Annotated in this window: 17 protein-coding genes, 1 pseudogene and 1 riboswitch; of the genes and pseudogenes, 15 read left to right on the forward strand and 3 right to left on the reverse strand. The window is 57.9% G+C overall.

The window, feature by feature from the left end:
- Positions 1-6 precede the first annotated feature (6 nt).
- From QY316_03060 to QY316_03070, 3 genes are all read right to left on the reverse strand, one after another.
- Positions 7-876 carry a sugar phosphate isomerase/epimerase family protein gene (locus QY316_03060; protein ID WKZ33402.1) on the reverse strand — a complete coding sequence of 290 codons (870 nt, stop codon included), beginning with the start codon at positions 874-876 and terminating at the stop codon, positions 7-9.
- Complete coding sequence (locus tag QY316_03065; protein WKZ33403.1) at positions 873-2,081, reverse strand: inositol-3-phosphate synthase; 1,209 nt, start codon at positions 2,079-2,081, stop codon at positions 873-875. Before QY316_03065 ends, QY316_03060 begins: the two co-directional genes overlap by 4 nt.
- 378 nt (positions 2,082-2,459) lie before the next feature.
- Positions 2,460-2,639, reverse strand: coding sequence for a hypothetical protein (locus tag QY316_03070; protein WKZ33404.1), 180 nt, complete (start codon positions 2,637-2,639; stop codon positions 2,460-2,462).
- A gap of 276 nt (positions 2,640-2,915) precedes the next feature.
- Between QY316_03070 and QY316_03075 the strand changes: the two genes are divergently transcribed.
- The 15 genes and pseudogenes from QY316_03075 (at position 2,916) to QY316_03145 (ending at position 18,257) form a co-directional block, all read left to right on the forward strand.
- Positions 2,916-4,418, forward strand: coding sequence for a hypothetical protein (locus tag QY316_03075; GenBank protein ID WKZ33405.1), 1,503 nt, complete (start codon positions 2,916-2,918; stop codon positions 4,416-4,418).
- Between the two features lie 45 nt (positions 4,419-4,463).
- On the forward strand, positions 4,464-5,663 hold the full coding sequence (locus tag QY316_03080; GenBank protein ID WKZ33406.1) for a nucleotide sugar dehydrogenase: 1,200 nt from the start codon (positions 4,464-4,466) through the stop codon (positions 5,661-5,663).
- Positions 5,663-6,682, forward strand: a complete 1,020-nt coding sequence (locus QY316_03085; protein ID WKZ33407.1) for an NAD-dependent epimerase/dehydratase family protein — start codon at positions 5,663-5,665, stop codon at positions 6,680-6,682. The genes QY316_03080 and QY316_03085 overlap by 1 nt, the downstream gene beginning before the upstream one ends.
- 238 nt (positions 6,683-6,920) lie before the next feature.
- Positions 6,921-7,664 (forward strand): glycosyltransferase, encoded by a 744-nt coding sequence (locus tag QY316_03090; protein ID WKZ33408.1) that lies wholly within the window; start codon positions 6,921-6,923, stop codon positions 7,662-7,664.
- A 9-nt stretch (positions 7,665-7,673) separates the two neighbouring features.
- Positions 7,674-8,933: a hypothetical protein gene (locus QY316_03095; GenBank protein WKZ33409.1), complete on the forward strand. Its 1,260-nt coding sequence runs from the start codon at positions 7,674-7,676 to the stop codon at positions 8,931-8,933.
- A 72-nt stretch (positions 8,934-9,005) separates the two neighbouring features.
- Entirely contained in the window at positions 9,006-10,268 is a 1,263-nt protein-coding gene (locus tag QY316_03100) for a hypothetical protein (protein ID WKZ33410.1), read from the forward strand.
- 83 nt (positions 10,269-10,351) lie between these two features.
- On the forward strand, positions 10,352-11,407 hold the full coding sequence (locus QY316_03105) for a hypothetical protein (GenBank protein ID WKZ33411.1): 1,056 nt from the start codon (positions 10,352-10,354) through the stop codon (positions 11,405-11,407).
- A 288-nt stretch (positions 11,408-11,695) separates the two neighbouring features.
- The gene (locus QY316_03110; GenBank protein ID WKZ33412.1) at positions 11,696-12,493 is read left to right on the forward strand and encodes an RNA methyltransferase; all 798 of its coding nucleotides are present in this window, start codon (positions 11,696-11,698) and stop codon (positions 12,491-12,493) included.
- Positions 12,474-13,391, forward strand: a complete 918-nt coding sequence (locus QY316_03115; protein WKZ33413.1) for a diadenylate cyclase — start codon at positions 12,474-12,476, stop codon at positions 13,389-13,391. The genes QY316_03110 and QY316_03115 overlap by 20 nt, the downstream gene beginning before the upstream one ends.
- Positions 13,392-13,658: 267 nt before the next feature.
- Positions 13,659-13,858, forward strand: a riboswitch (cobalamin riboswitch).
- Positions 13,859-14,020: 162 nt separating this feature from the next.
- Positions 14,021-14,380: pseudogene (locus QY316_03120) on the forward strand (CbiX/SirB N-terminal domain-containing protein).
- Positions 14,381-14,383: 3 nt separating this feature from the next.
- Entirely contained in the window at positions 14,384-15,049 is a 666-nt protein-coding gene (locus tag QY316_03125) for a precorrin-8X methylmutase (GenBank protein WKZ34067.1), read from the forward strand.
- A 193-nt stretch (positions 15,050-15,242) separates the two neighbouring features.
- Positions 15,243-16,214 (forward strand): cobalt transporter CbiM, encoded by a 972-nt coding sequence (gene cbiM / locus QY316_03130; protein WKZ33414.1) that lies wholly within the window; start codon positions 15,243-15,245, stop codon positions 16,212-16,214.
- Positions 16,202-17,071 carry a cobalt ECF transporter T component CbiQ gene (gene cbiQ / locus QY316_03135; protein WKZ33415.1) on the forward strand — a complete coding sequence of 290 codons (870 nt, stop codon included), beginning with the start codon at positions 16,202-16,204 and terminating at the stop codon, positions 17,069-17,071. The genes cbiM and cbiQ overlap by 13 nt, the downstream gene beginning before the upstream one ends.
- On the forward strand, positions 17,068-17,889 hold the full coding sequence (locus QY316_03140) for an ABC transporter ATP-binding protein (protein WKZ33416.1): 822 nt from the start codon (positions 17,068-17,070) through the stop codon (positions 17,887-17,889). Before cbiQ ends, QY316_03140 begins: the two co-directional genes overlap by 4 nt.
- Positions 17,890-18,089: 200 nt before the next feature.
- On the forward strand, positions 18,090-18,257 hold the full coding sequence (locus tag QY316_03145) for a CbtB domain-containing protein (GenBank protein ID WKZ33417.1): 168 nt from the start codon (positions 18,090-18,092) through the stop codon (positions 18,255-18,257).
- The last annotated feature ends 8 nt before the right edge of the window (positions 18,258-18,265 follow it).

Consider the following 18,265-nt stretch of genomic DNA (forward strand, 5'->3'; position numbering starts at 1 on the left):
TGCCTATCAATGCGACGTTTTCCTCAGCACGCCGCCGGTACAGAGCTTCAAGGCCCTCAGTAGCTCTATCGTCCTCCTCGCGGCCTCCTCGGGCTTCCGGGGGTCGTAGAGGTCCACGGTTATGAAGCCGCGGTACGAGCGCCTTTCGAATAGCGAAAGAATTCCCTTGAAGTCCAGTTCGGCCGCGTCCGGCATGAAACGCAGGCGTTTTCTGCCCAACAGGTCCTCGAGATGGACGTGGAATATCCTGCCGTCAAGGAGGTTTATCGTGGACTCCGGCTCCTCTCCGAGGGCGTGGCTGTGCCCCAGGTCCAAATTGGCGCCCAGGAAGCGCGAGCCTATCTCGCTTATGAGGCACGATAGCTCGGAGCCGGATTCGATAAGCAGCCCCGGCTCGTACTCAAGGCCTATGAAGACCCTCTTCTCCTCTGCGTACCGCATGATGCTCTTAAGCGACCCCTTCAGGAACTCTATCCCCTCTTCCGGGGTCGTCTCGGGCTGTATCGGCCCGGAGGTCACGCTAACGTTCGATGAGCCGAGCGCCTTCGCGAGGTCTATGCATTTTTTGGTGTAGTCAACCCGCCATGCCCTTACGCCGGGGTCTGGGTCCGCTAGGCACGGCTCGAAGAGCGGCTCGTTGGCCCCCGATTCGTAATATCCACGGACCGTGTTCGCGTTTATGTTGGAGACCTGGATGCCGGTCCGCGCGAGCACCGTCTTGAGCCTCTTGAGCTCAGGTTCCTTCAGGCTGTGCATGTAGAGGTGGGGTATGTCTGCGAGTATCTCGACCCCCTCGTACCCTGCCGCGGCTATCTTTTCCACTGCCTCGAATACGGAGTAGCTTGTGAACGCGTTAGTGCTGAACGAGAACCTCATGTATGCACCCCGCTCTCTTTTGCTTTTTCAGCGTACCTGAAGAGCATCTCGGCCTGCTTGAAATAACGGTGCTCGTCCACGCCGACCGGCGCCTTGAAAAAAGAGGCGAGATGGGTCATGGGGCCGCCCTCGCCCCTTCTTTTCGAGAGCTCTGAAAGCCTTACGAGGTCGAGTATGAGAGGGGCCGCGAGCAGGGAATCGTATCCCTGCCATATGAACTGCATGGTCATCCGCGAGCCGAGGAAACCCCTGAAGTGGATGAAATTCCACGCGGTCTTCATGTCGTCGAGCGAGGGGACGAAGTCGATGCGGACCCTTGAATGGGGGGCGTACCCAAGTACCTTCTGGAGGATGCCGTCCTTGCTGAGTATCTTCGATTCCCTGTTCTCAGGGTCGCTCAGGACCCTCCCGTCCATGTTCCCCAGGAGGTTGACCCCTTCCCAGCTCAGCACCTCTAAATTCCTGTAGAGGAACATCGGCGCGAGTGCGGACTTGACGAGCGTTTCCCCGGTCTTGCCGTCGTTTCCCATGACCGGCACGCCGTTTTTGCCGGCGAGTTCCACGAGAGCCGGCAGGAGGGCGTTCGAGGGGGTGAAGTTTATGTACGGGCAGCCCTCGAGGATGGCGGCGTAGGCGTATATGGCCGAGGCCCGGACCTCTTCCGAACGGTCCTCCATGACGCATTCCTCGAAGCAGTCGGGAGTCTGGTGCGAGGGCCTCGCCTCAAGGGGCGGCTCGGTCGAGGCGAGGTTCACGACGACCACGCAGTCGAGAGAATTCCTTTCCCTGAACCCGGCTATGTCCTTCCTGAGCTTCAACGCCTGCGCTTCAAGGGTCATGGCCCGCTCTGTTGCGGCATCAGCCGAAAGGAGCTCTATCGTCCTCCCGCAGTTCGTGGTTATGCCGTGGCGGATGTTAGGCGAGACCTCGATGAGCCCGCCTTCGATGGCGGAGAGTAGCTCGGAGGGGAGCCCGGCCGACTTGAAAAGGGAGACGGCGCTCTCGAGGGGCGAGCCGGTCCTTATGTCCCATCCGCCGAATGCCATCTCCTCGGGCTCGGCGAGCGCGAGACCATTGAAGGGCGGAAGCTCCGTGACCATGCCGGTCCTGTCGGAAAGCCCCTTTTTAAGGGCCAGGGCGCCGGCGATGACGGCGGTAGCTATGTAGCCCGAGACGCCTATGAAGAACACCCCTGTCTTACCCATCGACAGGGCGCGCCTTCAGGACAGGACCAGCGATGACGGCCAGCATAAGAAATCGTACCATCCCGGCCTCCTCTTTTTCCAGGCACCGGGCCCGTTTTTCCGTGGGCCCCTTCCGCCTTTGGGGACCAGGCAGGGCCGGTCATCTTTTCTGTGGGGGTTTAAGGATTGCGTCCGGTAAAGAGCCGATCCGGGCGCAGTGCTCCTGGGCTGGCTGCCGGTTAAGGCCCGGCGTCGGTTACCCTTATTGGATTCTATGGCAAGAACGGTGTTTGTCAAGAAGCCGGGAATGTATTCCGTGGCCATGGAAAGGACGGCGAGCGCGGGGCCTCTACGGGCTGCATTGCGCTTGAGGGTTAAGGCGGTACACGGCCTGAAGGCTCAGGCGTTCCCGCCTTTTTCGAGGTTCTTTACCATATCCGTGAACATGGTGCCCCGTATCGTGGTCTGCTCTCCGCACTTGGGGCATTTTATGACCGCGCCGTCCTTCAATTCGCGCGCCTTCTTCTTGAAGACGTTCTCGCATACCGGGCAGGTTATGTCGATTATTACTTCGGACATTTCAGCGGCTCCCTTCCAGATGATTTCATCATATTTTTTAACACAAAAGGGGGCGGGATGGCAACAACGGTCCGGCTCGCCGGAACGTGGGCTGGTTTAGCCTGCCAAAGTAGAGTTTAGATACGTCCGACGATTACATGTTTGACAACCCTGATGAGATGGTGTTAGCATTTCGAAATCCTGAATACAATTGGCGCCTTCCGGGGTTGATGAGACGTGTTTTGCCTGACCCGACAGACGAATCCGAGGGGACTGGCCGTAAAGGCGATCTTCGCATTGAGCCTCCTCCTCGTAGCGTTCGCGGGCGCAAAGGGCTTCTACGGGCCGGTAAGCGAGATGCACGGCTTCCGGCAGGCCCAGACCGCCATATCCGCAAGCTACATCCTTGATGGCGGGCCGTGGCTCGCCTATGAGACACCGGTCCTGGGGCCGCCCTGGCCCATACCCTTTGAGTTTCCGCTTTACCAATGGGCGGTCGCGCTTGCCGCCAAGACCGGCCTTTTCCCGCTCGTCCAGTCCGGTAGATTGGTAAGCATACTTTTTTTCCTTTCGTCCCTCGTCCCGCTCTACGGGATACTGAGGATTCTCAAGCTCGGTAAAAACCAGGCCCTGGCAGTCCTCTCCCTCTATTGCGTGAGCCCGCAGTACCTCTTCTGGTCGCGCACGCTCATGATAGAGTCCACTGCCCTGGCCCTCGCGCTTTTTTATATATGGTCCGTCATGCTCTACTCGGAAGGGCGGGCTACGGATGCGGGCAAATGGGCGCTCCTGGTTTTTGCGGCGTTCACAGGGGCGCTTGCCGGGATGGTCAAGGTGACCACCTTCGGGGCTTTCTGGGCCGCGGCGCTCATTGTGCTCGGAACCCGCATCCTGGGCGACTCAAGGGATGGCCAAGCTTTTCTCAGGAGCTGGCGTCTCATCTTATTTGGCGCCGTAGTCCCGGTCATGGCAGTATACCTCTGGACCTCATACGCCGATTACAATAAGGCGCTCAACCCGTTCGGGGCGCACCTGACCTCTTCAGCGCTCAAGGCCTGGAACTTCGGGACCTTGAAACAGAGGCTATCGGTCGGGACTTACGAGACGTTCTGCCTGAGGGACCTGACCAATATTATCGGTTCGTGCCTGCTGATCGTCCCGGCGATTATCGCGGGCCTTTTCTGCGGGAAAGAAAGGCTCAAGGCTGCGCTTGTCCTAACGGCCCTTTTCGCCCTGCCGTTCTTCGTATTCACGAACCTTTATTTCGTGCACGATTATTACTCCTACGCAAACGGCGTTTTCCTCCTGGCCGCCATCGGAGTTGTTTGCATGGGCCTCATGGAGTCGGGCAGCCGCCTTAAATGGACCTCCGGCGTCCTCCTCTTCTCGCTTGTATACGCCTCTTCCGCATACCACTACGCCGCCAGGTACTGGCCGGTCCAGGGGACGGGCTACAGCTATTCGGACATGAAGGGGGATTTCGATGCCTACACCCATGCCGACGACGTTATAATCGCGTTCGGCGCCGATTGGTCGTCAGAGGCCCCGTTCTATCTCGAGAGGCGCGGCCTCATGATGGCAGAGTGGATGAAAAGGCGGAACCCCGGCATGGGCCTGAGGGATATTTCCCGTAACCTTGCCGGATACAGGGCAGGTGCCGTCCTTTTCTGCGGAAAGGCCAGGAACGACCATTCTTTTCAGGAGGAGGCGCTCTCCGGGCTCGGCTTGGCAGGCCACAAAAAGGTTGTGGAATATGAACGCTGCAAGGTTTATTATATGTCGGGACCGGACGGCGCGTGAAACCGCCCGCCCTCTGCTTTTGATTACGGCGTTCGAGGAGTCCTAATGGGAAACAAAGGGAGCGGACACGATATCTGCATAGTCGGCGGGCTCGGGCACGTGGGCCTGCCGCTCGGCATAGCCTTTGCCAGGGCCGGCCGGAAGGTGGTCCTCTATGACATAGACAAAAGGGCGAGCGAGCTGGTCTTAAGCGGCAAGCTCCCCTTCAAGGAGGCGGGCGGCGAAGAGGCGCTTAAACCCGTACTAGGCAAGACTTTATTCGTATCCAACGACAAAGGCTCGATATCGGACAGCCATTTCGTCATTATCGTCATAGGCACCCCGGTAGACGAGCACCTGAACCCAAAGTTCACCATATTCAAGAAGTTCTTCGACGAGATAGCCTCCCACGTAAGGGACGGCCAGCATGTAATCCTCCGGAGCACCGTTTACCCGGGCACGACGGAATTGGTTGAGAAGCTCCTCCGGGAGGCCGGGAAGAATGTCAGGGTCTCCTACTGCCCGGAGAGGATAGCGCAGGGGAACGCCCTGGAGGAGCTCAAGACCCTCCCGCAGATAGTCTCGTCATTCGACGAAGAGGCCCGGGCCGAGGCAGGCGGGCTCTTCGGCGACATAGCCCTGGAGATAATACGCCTCTCCCCGCCCGAAGCGGAGCTTGCGAAACTATTCACGAACGTATGGAGGTACATGCAGTTTGCCATCTCCAACCAGTTCTACCAGGTGGCGACCCAGTACGGCCTCGATTTCTACAGGATATACGACGCGATCACGCACAAGTACCCGCGCGCCAAGAGCTTCCCGTCAGCCGGGTTCGCCGCTGGGCCGTGCCTCTTCAAGGACACCATGCAGCTCGCAGCGTTCAACAACAACAACTTCTTCATGGGCCACGCGGCGATGCTCATAAACGAGGGCCTCCCGAATTTCATCGTGCAGAGGATAAAGGAGAGGCACGGCCTCAAGGACAAGACCGTCGGTGTGCTCGGCATGGCGTTCAAGGCCAATAACGACGACAAGCGCGAGTCCCTCTCGTACAAGCTCAAGAAGATTCTCGAGGTCGAGGCGAGGGAGGTCGTCTGCTCGGACGTGTACATAAGGGAGGACGGGTTCGTATCCGTTGACGAGCTCGTAAGGAGGTCAGACATAGTGATACTCGGCACGCCCCACCGCGAGTACAAGGGGCTCGACATGTCAGGCAGGATGCTCGTGGACATCTGGAACTTTTTCGGAAAGGGAGGGCTTTTCTGATGAGGATACTCGTTACCGGCGCTGCCGGTTTCATAGCGGGCTATGTGGTGGAGGAGCTCCTTAATAAAGGCCACGAGGTAGTGGGCATAGACAACTACTCGAAGTACGGCAAGGTCGAGAAGAGCTACGACAGCCACCCGAAGTACGCCTTCCGGGAGGGCGACGCGAAGGACACGGCCCTCATGAAGGAGCTCATATCCGACTGCGATCAGGTGCTGGCTGGCGCCGCCATGATAGGCGGCATTTCCTATTTCCACGAGTTCGCCTACGACCTCCTGGCCGAGAACGAGAGGATAGCGGCCTCCACGTTCGACGCCGCCATATGGGCGCACAAGCACCGCAAGCTCAGGAAGATAAACGTCCTTTCTTCGTCGATGGTCTTCGAGAATTCGGATACCTTCCCCACGCCCGAGGGAGAGCAGTTGAGGTGCCCGCCGCCTCTTTCGACCTACGGCTTCCAGAAGCTCGCCTGCGAATACTTCGCAAGGGGAGCGAACGAGCAGTACGGCCTCCCGTATACCATAATCAGGCCGTTCAACTGCGTGGGCACAGGCGAGAAGAGGGCCCTTTCGGACAGGGAGATAATGTCCGGGAACGTGAGCATGGCAATGAGCCACGTAGTCCCCGACCTCGCGCAGAAGATATTGAAGGGGCAGGACCCGCTCCACATACTCGGAGACGGCGCACAGGTCCGCCATTATACCTACGGAGGCGATTTGGCCGAGGGCATAAGGCTCTGCATAGAGAGCGAGAAGGCGGTAAACGACGATTTCAACCTCTCGACCCCGGTATCTACGAGCGTCATCGAGCTTGCCGAGCTTATCTGGAAGAAGATAAAGGGGGACGTCCCGTTCAGGTACACCTCGGACCCGCCTTTCAGGTACGACATAAGGAAAAGGGTGCCCTCGGTGGAGAAGGCGAAAAGGGTCTTGGGCTTCGAGGCGAAGACCTCGCTCTCGGAGGCCCTCGACGAGATAATACCGTGGATAGAGAAGCAGATAGCCGTGGGCGGGATATAGGCAACCCTAAAAATTGATCTTTTCCCCGGACTCTGCGTAGTTACGGGAATAGAAATGCTCACATATTATCCATATATGCTCCGCTTTTTATTCCCGGCCTTCCTTGATTGCGGGGAAAATCTCTAATTTTCAAGGTTGCCTACATGGTATCCAGAGCCCTGCATCCTGGGCTTTTTGAGCAGCCTGGATGTGATTTTGGGTTTTTCAGCAATCTGTTAGAAGGCAGGGTGTCATTTTGATGAGCCGTAAGAGGCAGGCCGGCATATCCATCGTCATACCCGTGTATAACGAGGGCGGCAACATCAGGGCGGCCCTGGCCGAGATAAAGGCCAAGGTCAGTACCCCGCACAATGTCCTCATAGTCTACGATTTCGATGAGGACGATACCCTCCCGGTCGTAAGGGAGATGGCGGCCAGGGGCGAGGTCGCCGGGCTTGCTCTCGTAAGGAACAAGTACGGCAGGGGCGTCTTGAACGCCATAAAGACCGGCTTCGAGAGCGCCGGGAGGGAGGCGGTCCTGGTCGTAATGGCCGACCTCTCCGACGACCTCGCGGTGGTCGACGGGATGTACGCGAAGCTGAAGGCCGGCTACGGCGTCGTCTGCGGCTCGCGCTACATGAAAGGCGGAAGGCAGATAGGCGGCCCTTTTCTCAAGAAGGCCCTTTCAAGGACAGCGGGGCTTACCCTTCACCTCATCGCCCGTATCCCCACCCACGACGCCACCAACAGCTTCAAGATGTATTCGAAGGTGCTCCTTGATAACATTGAGATAGAAAGCACCGGCGGCTTCGAGCTCGGGATGGAGATCGTCCTCAAGGCCCATTTCAAGGGCTACGGCGTAGCGGAAGTCCCCTCCACCTGGAAGGACAGGGTGGAGGGCGAGTCCAGGTTTATGCTCATGAAGTGGCTCCCGAGATACCTGCACTGGTACTTCTTCGCCTTCAGGAACGCGGCCTTCGGGAAGAGGCCGGGGAAGGCGTAACCGGTGCCGATGGCAATAGGCGTCCGGGATATCGCCTGGAAGGCACTCGTATTGGCGGCGCTCACCGCGCCTCCGGCTTTCTTCTATTTCACGGTCTTGAGGTTTGCGGTTAATGTGCCACACCATGACGATTACGATTCCATCCTCACTTTCTTGCTCAGTTATCAGGATGCTGACGGCCCGGTCTCAAAAATCTCTTTGATTTTCGCGCAGAATTTCGAGCACAGGATTGCGCTCGTATATGTTGCGTCGCTCGCCATTTACAAGCTTACGGGTGTCATTGATTTCAGCGCGATGATCTATTTCGGGACCCTTGGCCTGTCGGGTCTTGCCCTGGCGCTCTATTTGATGTTGCCCAGGATGGAAAGAAAGCCCCTTTATTTCATTCCTGTTATCCTGTTCATTTTTCAGATGCAGTACACGGAGACGGTCTTCTGGGCCATGGCCTCTATTTCCAATTTTTATGTGCTCTTTTTTTCTTTTTCCTCGCTCCTTCTTTTAAACAGGGAAGGACGGCATTTTTTCGCAGGGGCCTTTTTGCTGGCCGCGCTTTCGTCGGTTACGCAGGGGAGCGGCATTTTCACTTTCGCGGCCTGCGCCCTCCTCCTTGCCTTCAAAAGGGATTTCAGGGGGCTCGCGGTCTGGCTTGCGCTTTCGGCTGTTGTCCTGTCCCTGTATTTCGGTTTTTACGAGAAGCCGGGTAATCACCCAAGCGTAACGAAAGCCGTTTTCGAAGCGCCGGTCAGGTCCCTTGAGTATTTTATTACGTTCATCGGCGCATCCTTCCCATTTCCTTTCATCGCGGGCCTCATTTTAATCGCGCTTTTTTTGCTGTTAACGTGGATGGGATATCACCGAAAGAATAAGGCCGTGTACTGCGCGCTTATATTTATTTTCCTGACCGGGATTGCCGCTGCCATGACCCGTTCGGGTTTTGGCGTCGAGCAGGCGCTTTCATCGAGATATCGGATAGTCTCGGCGCTGTTCCCGATTTTCATTTACATGGCGTTACTGGAATGTTCCATCGGCAGCAGGCTCTGGAGCAGGTTCTCCTTTCCCGCAATCATGGCAGGGGCTCTTTTTTTCAATATTAACGCATATAACAGCAATGCCCAGAGCATTTCGGACCTGAATTACTTGCACAAGAGGGAAATGGGCAAGTGGGTAAATGGGTATCCCGCTCTCGTCAGCCATCCTGACCAGGCATATGCCAAATCGGTCCTGCAGCAGGCAGTCGAACGGGGCCTGTACAAGCCTGATTTCAAGTAGCTTTAAAATGCGTGTGTGCGTTCCAGGGGGCTGTCGAAAGCGAAATCGCTGTAAGAATTTCAAGGTGCGTCAATGCCAAACCGTATGCAGGGAACAAGGTCTTTTTTAAAAGCATTCGTATTCATTGCTCTTGCGGCGACTCCGGTCTATTTCTTTTCGATAATCTACAAATACGCCGCAAACGTCCCCTACTGGGACGATTACTCCGCGATACTTGATTTCCTGATAAGGTACCAGGACGCCGAAGGCGCGTTCCAGAGGCTCGGCATGCTTTTCGCCCAGCATAACGAGCACAGGATAGCGCTCGGCAATCTCGCAACCCTCGTCATGTACGAGCTCACCGGCACGGTTGACTTCCGGGCCATGATATTCTTCGGCAACGCCGCTCTGCTGGGGATGGTCCTGGTATTCTACCGCATGTTCGATGCGGACGTGAGAAAGCCCCTGTACTTCATCCCGGTGGTCTTTTTCCTCTTCCAGTTCCAGTTCGGGCATACGATATTCTGGGCAATGGCATCGGTCTCGAACTTCTACGTGCTCCTCTTCACTTTCTCCTCGCTTCTCGTGTTGGAGAAGGGGGGTCGGCCTTTTTACATGGCTGCCTTCCTCCTGGCCGCGCTCGCGTCGGTTACGCAGGGGAGCGGCATATTCGCCCTCGTCTCGTGCGCGCTGCTCCTTCTGCTGAAGAAAGACCTCAGGGGGCTCGCTGCCTGGGGCGCTCTCTCAGCGGTTGTGCTGGCCCTGTATTTCGGTTTTTACGAGAAACCGCCCGAGCACCCGAGCATGGTCAAGGCGGTTTTTGAGGAGCCGGTCAATACAGTCGAGTATTTCTTTACGCTCGCAGGCGCATCTTTCCCTTTCCCTTTCATTGCGGGCCTCGTATTCGCCGTACTTTTCGTCCTGCTTACCTTCAAAGGCTACTACCGGAAGAACCCGGCGCTCTACTGCGGCCTCGTCTATGTTTTCCTTACGGTTGCCGCGACCTCGCTCGCCCGCTCCGGCCTTGGAATAGAGGGGGCGCTCTCGTCGAGGTACAAGATAGTCTCGGCCCTCTTCCCCATCCTCCTGTACATGGCTTTTTTCGAGCACTTTAAGGAGAAGACGCCCTGGAGACGGGTATTCTTTCCGGCGGTCCTCGCAGGGGCGCTGGTATTCAACATACATGCAAACGCCACCGAGACCTACAAGGCCCGGAACCTCTATAACCTGCTGACCGAAGGCATGAAGTGGTGGGTGACCGGCGCCCCGTCCCTCAAGTACCCCGACCAGGAAACGGCCAACCGTATACTCGTCGAGTCCATCGAACGGGGCATATACAAGCCGGATTTCAGGTAAAAGGAGATTTTCGTATTCTCTTCCTTGCTTTTCTCCCGTCGAATCGCTAAAGCCCCCTCCTATTCTTTCCGATATGGTACCGTATGATAATCGCGGGTTCCGACATACAGATGGGCGCCGCACGTTCCAAGTCTGAGCACAGTGAGACAAGGAACGAGCTAAAAGTCTGGCTTGGCCCCAGGCCACCTGAAGGCGGAAGGGGAGCGGCCCGTCCGCTTCCGGCGCGCGACGTCCTCAATATTTCCGACGAGGCCAGGGCCAGGTTCGAGTCCATAAAGACTAAATCCAGGTCCCTGTACAAAGGCATGGAGAGAAAGCTGGATATCGAAGGGGGCGTGGACCACCAGACCTTCATAAGGAAGCTCCTCATAGAGGCGCTAACGGGCGCGAAGATAAATATAAAGGAACTGGTCACGAAAGCGCCTGAAAAGACCGAGGCGGAAGACCAGCAAACCCGCGAGGCCGGCAGGGGCGGCGAATGGGGCATGTCCTACGAATCAAGCACGGTCTCAGCGAGCTTCGAGGCCGTGGCCATCAGCGCCTCTGGCACCATAAAGACCGCTGACGGGGCCGAGATTGGCTTCTCGCTCGAGCTTGTCATGGCCAGGGCCTCGATAACCATGACCGACACTACCATAAGGGCGGGTAACGCGGTCGACCCGCTTGTAATAAACTACGGTGGCAAGGCCGCGGACCTTACTTCCATGCGCTTCTCATTCGACCTCGACGCAGACGGCAACCAGGAGCTTATCCCCTTTGCCGGACACGGCTCGGGGTTCCTGGCTCTTGACAAGAACGGCGACGGGATAATAAACGACGGCCGGGAGCTCTTCGGCCCCGCTACGGGCCACGGCTTCAGGGAGCTTTTACAATACGACTCCGACGGTAACAACTGGATAGACGAGGCCGACCCTGTATTCAAGGACCTCCGCGTCTGGACCAGGGACGCGTCCGGTAACGACACCTTTTCAGGCCTTGCCGATCTCGGCATCGGGGCCATTTACCTGGGCTGGGCCGAAGGGGACTTCGATGTCAGGGACCAGGGCGATAACGCCCTCGGACAGGTAAGGCGTACCGGCCTCTTCCTCGCAGAAGACCTGACACCCGGCACTGTCCAGCAGATAGACCTCATAGTCTGACAGGCTGCTGAAAAAGTCCATCTGCTTCGAAGGCTACGTCGCTCGTCACTAAGGCGTATACAAACATACGCCTCATACCTCGCTCCCCTGTTCCTAATGGGGCCTCGCATCTGGAGCTTTTTGAGCAGCCTGGTCGGATTTCGCGTTTTTCCGCAACCTGCCAAGAACTCTTCCGACAACCCTTTCCTCACGTTTACATGCCACTTCCAGTCCCCGTCAGCCATTCCAAAGATACCTTCTTTTTGTTATACTCTTAATCGTCGTTTCGATTGAAGGAGAGTCCGCATAATGAGAAGGAAGAACAGGTCCAGGCCAAAGGCGGAGCCCCCGGCCGTCAGCCGGAACATATCGATAGTGCTGGTAGAGCCGCAGAGCTCGGGCAACGTCGGAAGCACGGCCCGGGCCATGAGGAACACCGGTTTTTCCGACCTGGTGCTCATAAACCCGTGCGAATACAGGAATAACGAGTCCTATTCGATGGCCTGCAAGGCCGACGGCGTGCTTGAGACGGCCCGGGTCTTCCCGGACCTTGAAAGCTTCATCCCGGAGCCGCGCGTACTCGTCGGGACGACCCGGAGGATAGGCAGGCACAGGTACCCGGTACTGACCCTTTCCGAGGCTGTCCCGGAGATCCTCCGGCTTGCGGCCTCAAACAGGGTAGCCATACTCTTCGGCAGGGAAGACAAGGGGCTCCTTAACGAGGAGATACCCCTTTGCGACATGCTCGTGGAGATACCCACGTCCGACGATTACCCTTCCATAAACCTCTCGCACGCGGTCTTTACGGTCTGCCACCACCTTTACACCGGAGCCTCTCCCAAGGCGCCTACCATAAAGGTTGCGCCGAGAGGCGAGCTCGAGCAGATGTACGGGCACATGGAGAGGACGCTCCGTGGCATAGGCTACGGCGACAAGGGCGGGGAATATCTCCTCGAAGCAATGATGCGGAGCTTCAGGCGCCTCTTCGGGAGGACCGGCCTCATGGAAAAGGAGGTCAACATGCTCCGCGGGGTATTCACGCAGATAGAGGCCCGGACGACAAACACTGAAGACGGGGAAAAAGGGCATGCAGGAGCAGGAGCTTAACAGGAAGATGCTCGAGAGCGCTTCCGCGGCCCTGAAGGACGCGAAGGCCGAGGCGCTCCTACTTTTCGTCGACGCGGCGGAGGACAAGACCTTCTGGCGGAGGTCCAGGGCCAGGAAGAAGTTCATCCTCATCACGCAGGACGCCGAGACCGCCTCGGCCCTTGAATGCTTCAGAAAAGAGGTCAAGGCGGTCCTCAAGCTCCCGGTAGTGAGGCTCACCAGGGTTGGACAGGTAAAGCTCTCCCTCATCATGGGCGTGACCGAGGGGCTCATAAAAAGCTCTGACAAGGTCGTATGCGTGGCGGGCCTCCCTGTCCACGGCGTGCTCGATACACTCATGATAATAGACCTCGAGCGCGAGGCCGAGGTCTTCAGCGCCATGGGCATCTCGATGGACCTCCTGAAGAAGGTCAAGCCCGAGGTGCTCGAAGCGGTCCTGAACATCGCGCTCGAGCTTTCCAGCGAGGGCCGCGAGGGGAGGACCGTCGGCACGACCTTCGTCATAGGCGACAACGACAAGGTCATGGAGCTCTCACGCCCGCTCATAATGAACCCATTCAAGGGCTATCCCGAGGAGGCCCGGAACATACTCGACGAGGCGGTCCACGAGACCATCAAGGAATACTCCCTCCTTGACGGCGCGTTCGTCATAAGGGAGGACGGGGTCGTCATGGCCGCCGGGATCCACCTGGACGCGGCCCTCAAGGAAGAGGGGCTCATGCCGGGGCTCGGCTGCAGGCACATGGCAGCCGCGGGCATAACCGACGTGACCGGCGCAGCGGCCATAACCATCTCCGGCTCAACGGGCATTGTGCGCATATTCAGGAAGGGGAAGGTGCTTCTCGAGCTTGAAAAGCCGCTCGCCAAGCCCGTAAACAAGCCAGTATCCGCGCCTTGAAGCCTCGCGCTTGACAAGCGGCGCCTAGAAATGCAATCATCAGCCTGGAACTTATAAAGGCAGCCTTAAAAGGCTTCCTAAAGACATATCCTGGTAAGCCCGCAAGGGCTTGGCAGGCCGGCTTGGACTTTTGAGAGAACCTTTTTGTAAAAAGGTTCTCTCAAACTCTCTCCAAAAACTTTCAGTTCTTCCTTAGAGTGCCCCCTTTAGGGGGCACTCTAAGGAACTAAAAGTCTTTGAAGGGGGTCTGGGGGAAACCTTTCTACAGAAAGTTTCCCCCAAAAAGGTCTAACCGGCCTGTCAAGGGAATCCCGTGATCCGCCTGGGTGCGGAAAATCGGGAACGGACCCGCCACTGTGAGCGGATACGAAACCCGCATGAGCCACTGGCCTTAATGGCCGGGAAGGCGCGGGGAGTAGGTTGTTAATCCGCAAGTCAGGAGACCTGCCAGGATGTGCCTCACGGATCTTCGATGGTAAAGAAGGTGAGGGCGGTTGCGCTGGTTTTTCGAGTCTCCGCAGACCCTCCCTTCGTAAGAAGAGGGGGTTTTTTTATTTTCACGCGGTCATGGCGGTTTTGTCGAGAGCGCCTGGTTTCAGGGGCGTACATCTGAAGCGGAGCATATTGTGATGTCTGATGCGAGAGGTTCAAAGGCCGTATTGCTTCTCGGCCACGGGAGCAAGGCCGGCGAGGCCAACGAGACTCTTAGAATGGTTGCGCGGGCCGTGAAGGAGGCGGGCGGGTACGGCATAGTCCAGCCCGCGTTCCTCCAGATGGAGAGCCCGGACTTTCAGGAGGCCGTGGATATAATGGTCGATAAGGGGTTTGCGGACATAACGGTCATGCCGTATTTCCTCTACATGGGCCTCCATGTGACAAAGGACCTGCCCGAGGAGATAGAGCGTGCAAAGGAGAAGCACAAGGGGCTCAGGATTTCAGTCAAGGACAGCCTCGGCTTCCATGAGAAGCTCGTTGACATAACCATAGAGCGGATAGAGACGGGGGCCCCCAAGGCGGCCGGCGTCCCCTGCCAGCACCCGATAGAAAAAGAGAGCTTCAGGATATTATCCTCCGAAATGGACGATAGCGCTTTTTCGACCCTCGAGCTCCCGATAATAAGGAGGGTCATACACTCTACCGCCGATTTCGAGTACAAGGACCTGCTATGTTTCAGCCCCGGCGCTGTGGAGGCAGGGGTCGAGGCGCTGAGGGCCGGACGGGATATAATAACGGACGTAAGGATGATAGAGGCCGGGATATCGAAGGCAAGGCTTGCTCCCTTCGGCTCGGCCGTCCGCTGTTTCTCGTCTGACAGGGACGTGGCCATGACGGCTGAAAGAGAGGGGCTTACAAAGACGGCTGCCTCCATGAGAAAGGCCTCGAAGTGGATGGAAGGCTCGATAGTGGCGATTGGGAACGCGCCGACCGCGCTCCTTGAGCTTTTAAGGATTGTGAAGGAGGGCGGGCCGAGGCCCGCCCTCGTCATAGGCGTGCCCGTCGGTTTCGTTGGCGCAATCGAATCCAAGGAAGAACTCGCAAAAAGCGGCCTGGCGCACATACTCACGAGAGGGCGTAAGGGCGGGAGCACCGTTGCCGTGGCCATAGTGAACGCCATTGCGATACTCGCCTCCGAGCTCGCCCAAAGCAGGGCCAGGTAGTCCGGTGTAGAATTGAGGCAACCTCTAAAAATTGCTATATTCTGCGCAGGTTACGTGAATAAAAATGCTAAACATATTCGCATATATGCTCCGCTTTTTATTCCCGCCCTTCCGGGAAAAGCGGGATAAATTTCTAATTAGAGGTTGCCCTGAATCAGGCTTTTGCCTTTTTTGATCTCAATGGCGAGCGATAATGCACATACCTGACGGATACCTGAGCCCGGCGACCTGCGGCGTTTTTTACGCGGCAATGGCCCCGGTCTGGTACTTCGCCTCGAAGAGGGCGGAAAAGACCCTGAAGCCCAGGGAGATGCCTTTACTTGCGCTCGGCGCGGCATTCGTCTTCGTCATCATGATGTTCAACATCCCGCTCCCTGGCGGCTCTTCCGGTCACATGGCGGGCGGCGCGGTCGTGGCCATAGCCCTCGGGCCCTGGGCAGGGATAATCGCCATGAGCCTCGCGCTCGCGCTCCAGGCGTTCCTCTTCGGAGACGGCGGTCTCATGGCGCTTGCGGCCAACTGCTTCAATATGGCCGTTGTCATGAGCCTTTCGGGATACGGTATTTACAGGGCGCTCGCCTTCGGCGAGCCTGGCCCCGGGAGAAGGTTTTTCGCAGCGGCGGTTGCGGCATACGTCGCCGTAAACCTGGCCGCCCTTGCCGTGGCAGTGGAGCTGGGCATGCAGCCTCTTCTGGCAGCCGGGGCCGACGGCAGGCCGCTCTACGCGCCGTACCCGCTCTCCATATCGGTGCCGGCGATGATGCTGCCGCACCTCTTCTTTTTTGGGCCCATCGAGGCTGTCGGGACCGCCCTTGTGGTATCCTATGTGCACGGGATGAATAGGGGCCTGCTCCACGAGGGGAAAGGGTCGCTTAAGCCCTTGTGGATCGCGATGGCCGTTCTTGCGGTGCTTACGCCCGCAGGGCTTATCGCGTCCGGCACGCCCTGGGGCGAATGGGGAAAGGAAGAGCTTGCAGAGCTCATAGGCTATGTGCCCTCGGGGATGGAGAGGTACGGAGAGGCATGGAAGGGGCTTGTCCCGGATTACAGCCTTCCGCGGATGAGCGGCTTGCCTGAGCCGGTCGTATATATGCTGTCGGCCCTCCTCGGGAGCGCGCTCCTGGTCGCGGCCGTATACGCTTGGGGCAGGATATGGCGGAGGTGACCCTGCCGGAGTGGCTTAAAGGCCGGGAAGAGGCGCCCGCCTTCCTGAAGGCCGGGAGCGCGGGCTTCATTGAAAGGAGCCTCTTCAACTTCGCCTCGGCAATGAAAAGGGTATATGTTGCCGGAGACTATTCTTCGAGAAAAGGGGCGCTCCAGGCAATCGAGCCCAGGGCAAAGCTTGCTGGTTTTTTCTTCATCATAATAGCCGCCTCGCTTGCCCATAGCGCAATCTTTTTAGGAGGGGTGCTCGTCCTGGCCGTTGCCCTTTCATCCGTGTCGCGGATAGGGCCGGGCACCCTCGTTAAGAGGACGCTTCCGGCGTTCGTATTTACGTTCGTCATAGCCGTACCCGTTATCTTCGGCGCGGTTACGCCCGGGAAGGAAGTCCTGGACGTTTTCGGGGCGTCGGTCACTCGCGAGGGGCTCAGTAGCGCGGGTTTTTTCCTCTTGAGGGTCGCTGCGATGGTCTCGATTGCGATGCTCCTTTCGCTTACGACCAGGGAGGCTGATTTTTTCCGCGGGATCGGGAGGTTCGTCCCGGCGTTTTTCGCCAGCGCGCTCTTTTTGACCTTCAGGTACGCGTTCGTGCTTATAAAGATAGCCGAGGACTCGGCCCTCGCGAGGAAAGCGAGGACGATAACCGGAGCCCGCGGGGTTGAATCCCGGGCCTGGTTCGCCGGAAGGGCTGCGCTCCTCCTTAAAAAGGCATACGGCGTTGCCGAAGAGGTTGGCATGGCAATGGTATCGAGGGGCTTTGACGGGAAGCTTAAGGTCGCTGCGTCCCGGGCGCTCCGGGGAAGGGACTACCTCTGGCTCGGGTTCGCGAGCTTCGTCCTTTTCCTCTCCTTCGGCGCGTGAGCCGCGTAGCGGAAGAGGTCCTGAGGGCTGAAGGGGTAAGCTTCTCATACGGCCCGGCCCCGGCCCTCTCAGGCGTTAGCTTCAGCGTCGCCAGGGGCGAATGCCTGGCCATACTCGGGGCGAACGGGAGTGGGAAGTCGACCCTCCTCAAGCTCCTGGACGGCCTCATCTTCCCGTCCTCCGGAGGCCTCTTCTTCGAGGGCAGGCCGATAACGGAAGAGGCCTTGAAAGGCGAGTTCCTCGCCCGGTTCAGGTCAGGCGTGGGCTTCGTCTTCCCCGAGCCGGACGTGCAGCTCTTCTGCCCGACGGTCTTCGACGAGCTCGCGTTCGGCCCTCTCCAGCTCGGGCTGGGGGCCGGGGAGGCGGCGAAAAGGGCTGGGGACCTCCTCAGTATGCTCGGCATCGAATCGCTCAGGGACAGGCCGCCGTATTCCTTGAGCGGCGGAGAGAAGAAGAAGGTGGCAATAGCGTCGGTCCTGGCGATAAACCCGGGGGTGCTCCTCCTGGATGAGCCCACGAACGGGCTCGACCCGAGAAGCCAGGTCTGGCTCTACGAGCTCCTTCTCTCCTTGAGGGACTTGGGTAAAACGGTTATAATCGCAACCCATGACCTGAGCCTCGCGGGCGACCTCTCGGAAAGGGTTCTGGTGCTGGACGAATCGCATGCGATAGCGGCGGATGGGCCGGCAGGCGGGGTACTCAAGGACAAGGACCTGCTCCTTGCCGCTAACATCATACACGAGCACGAACACAGGCACGGCGATATAGTACACAGGCACAGCCACGGGCCGTTCTCCACGCATGACGAGCACGATTAGCTAAATCCGCATTGATAACAAACGCGGTTAAGGCTATCTCTGAAAATAGTTATTTTTCCTGATCTCTGTGTCAGGGCTGAAATAAAAATGCTCATATATTCCCTATATATGCTGCGCTTTTTATTTCCGCCCTTCCTTGACCTCAGAGAAAATTCCTGATTTTTAGAGGCACCCTTAAAACCAAAAAGGAGGCAGCAGATATGGAAAGGACACTTGAAAGGGGCATGGACGCGCTCATGCCTGGCATCATACTCGTGGCCCTGGCGTTCGCGATGGTGGTGATCGCCTTCGGGATGGAGTCGATCGCGCCCGGGGTGCACGACACCCTCCACGACTTCAGGCATGTGCTCGGAATGCCGTGCCACTGACCGGAGGG

The organism is Thermodesulfobacteriota bacterium, from assembly GCA_030583865.1.
In the GTDB taxonomy this organism is placed as follows: Bacteria; Desulfobacterota; GWC2-55-46; order GWC2-55-46; family GWC2-55-46; genus UBA5799.

What these genes read in the sequence shown, in the direction of transcription:
- QY316_03060 (WKZ33402.1), bottom strand. Translation starts at nt 876, where the DNA reads ATGAGGTTCTCGTTCAGCACTAACGCGTTCACAAGCTACTCCGTATTC.
- QY316_03065 (WKZ33403.1), bottom strand. Translation starts at nt 2,081, where the DNA reads ATGGGTAAGACAGGGGTGTTCTTCATAGGCGTCTCGGGCTACATAGCT.
- QY316_03070 (WKZ33404.1), bottom strand. Translation starts at nt 2,639, where the DNA reads ATGTCCGAAGTAATAATCGACATAACCTGCCCGGTATGCGAGAACGTC.
- QY316_03080 (WKZ33406.1), top strand. Translation starts at nt 4,464, where the DNA reads ATGGGAAACAAAGGGAGCGGACACGATATCTGCATAGTCGGCGGGCTC.
- QY316_03085 (WKZ33407.1), top strand. Translation starts at nt 5,663, where the DNA reads ATGAGGATACTCGTTACCGGCGCTGCCGGTTTCATAGCGGGCTATGTG.
- QY316_03090 (WKZ33408.1), top strand. Translation starts at nt 6,921, where the DNA reads ATGAGCCGTAAGAGGCAGGCCGGCATATCCATCGTCATACCCGTGTAT.
- QY316_03095 (WKZ33409.1), top strand. Translation starts at nt 7,674, where the DNA reads ATGGCAATAGGCGTCCGGGATATCGCCTGGAAGGCACTCGTATTGGCG.
- QY316_03100 (WKZ33410.1), top strand. Translation starts at nt 9,006, where the DNA reads ATGCCAAACCGTATGCAGGGAACAAGGTCTTTTTTAAAAGCATTCGTA.
- QY316_03105 (WKZ33411.1), top strand. Translation starts at nt 10,352, where the DNA reads ATGATAATCGCGGGTTCCGACATACAGATGGGCGCCGCACGTTCCAAG.
- QY316_03110 (WKZ33412.1), top strand. Translation starts at nt 11,696, where the DNA reads ATGAGAAGGAAGAACAGGTCCAGGCCAAAGGCGGAGCCCCCGGCCGTC.
- QY316_03115 (WKZ33413.1), top strand. Translation starts at nt 12,474, where the DNA reads ATGCAGGAGCAGGAGCTTAACAGGAAGATGCTCGAGAGCGCTTCCGCG.
- cbiM (WKZ33414.1), top strand. Translation starts at nt 15,243, where the DNA reads ATGCACATACCTGACGGATACCTGAGCCCGGCGACCTGCGGCGTTTTT.
- cbiQ (WKZ33415.1), top strand. Translation starts at nt 16,202, where the DNA reads ATGGCGGAGGTGACCCTGCCGGAGTGGCTTAAAGGCCGGGAAGAGGCG.
- QY316_03145 (WKZ33417.1), top strand. Translation starts at nt 18,090, where the DNA reads ATGGAAAGGACACTTGAAAGGGGCATGGACGCGCTCATGCCTGGCATC.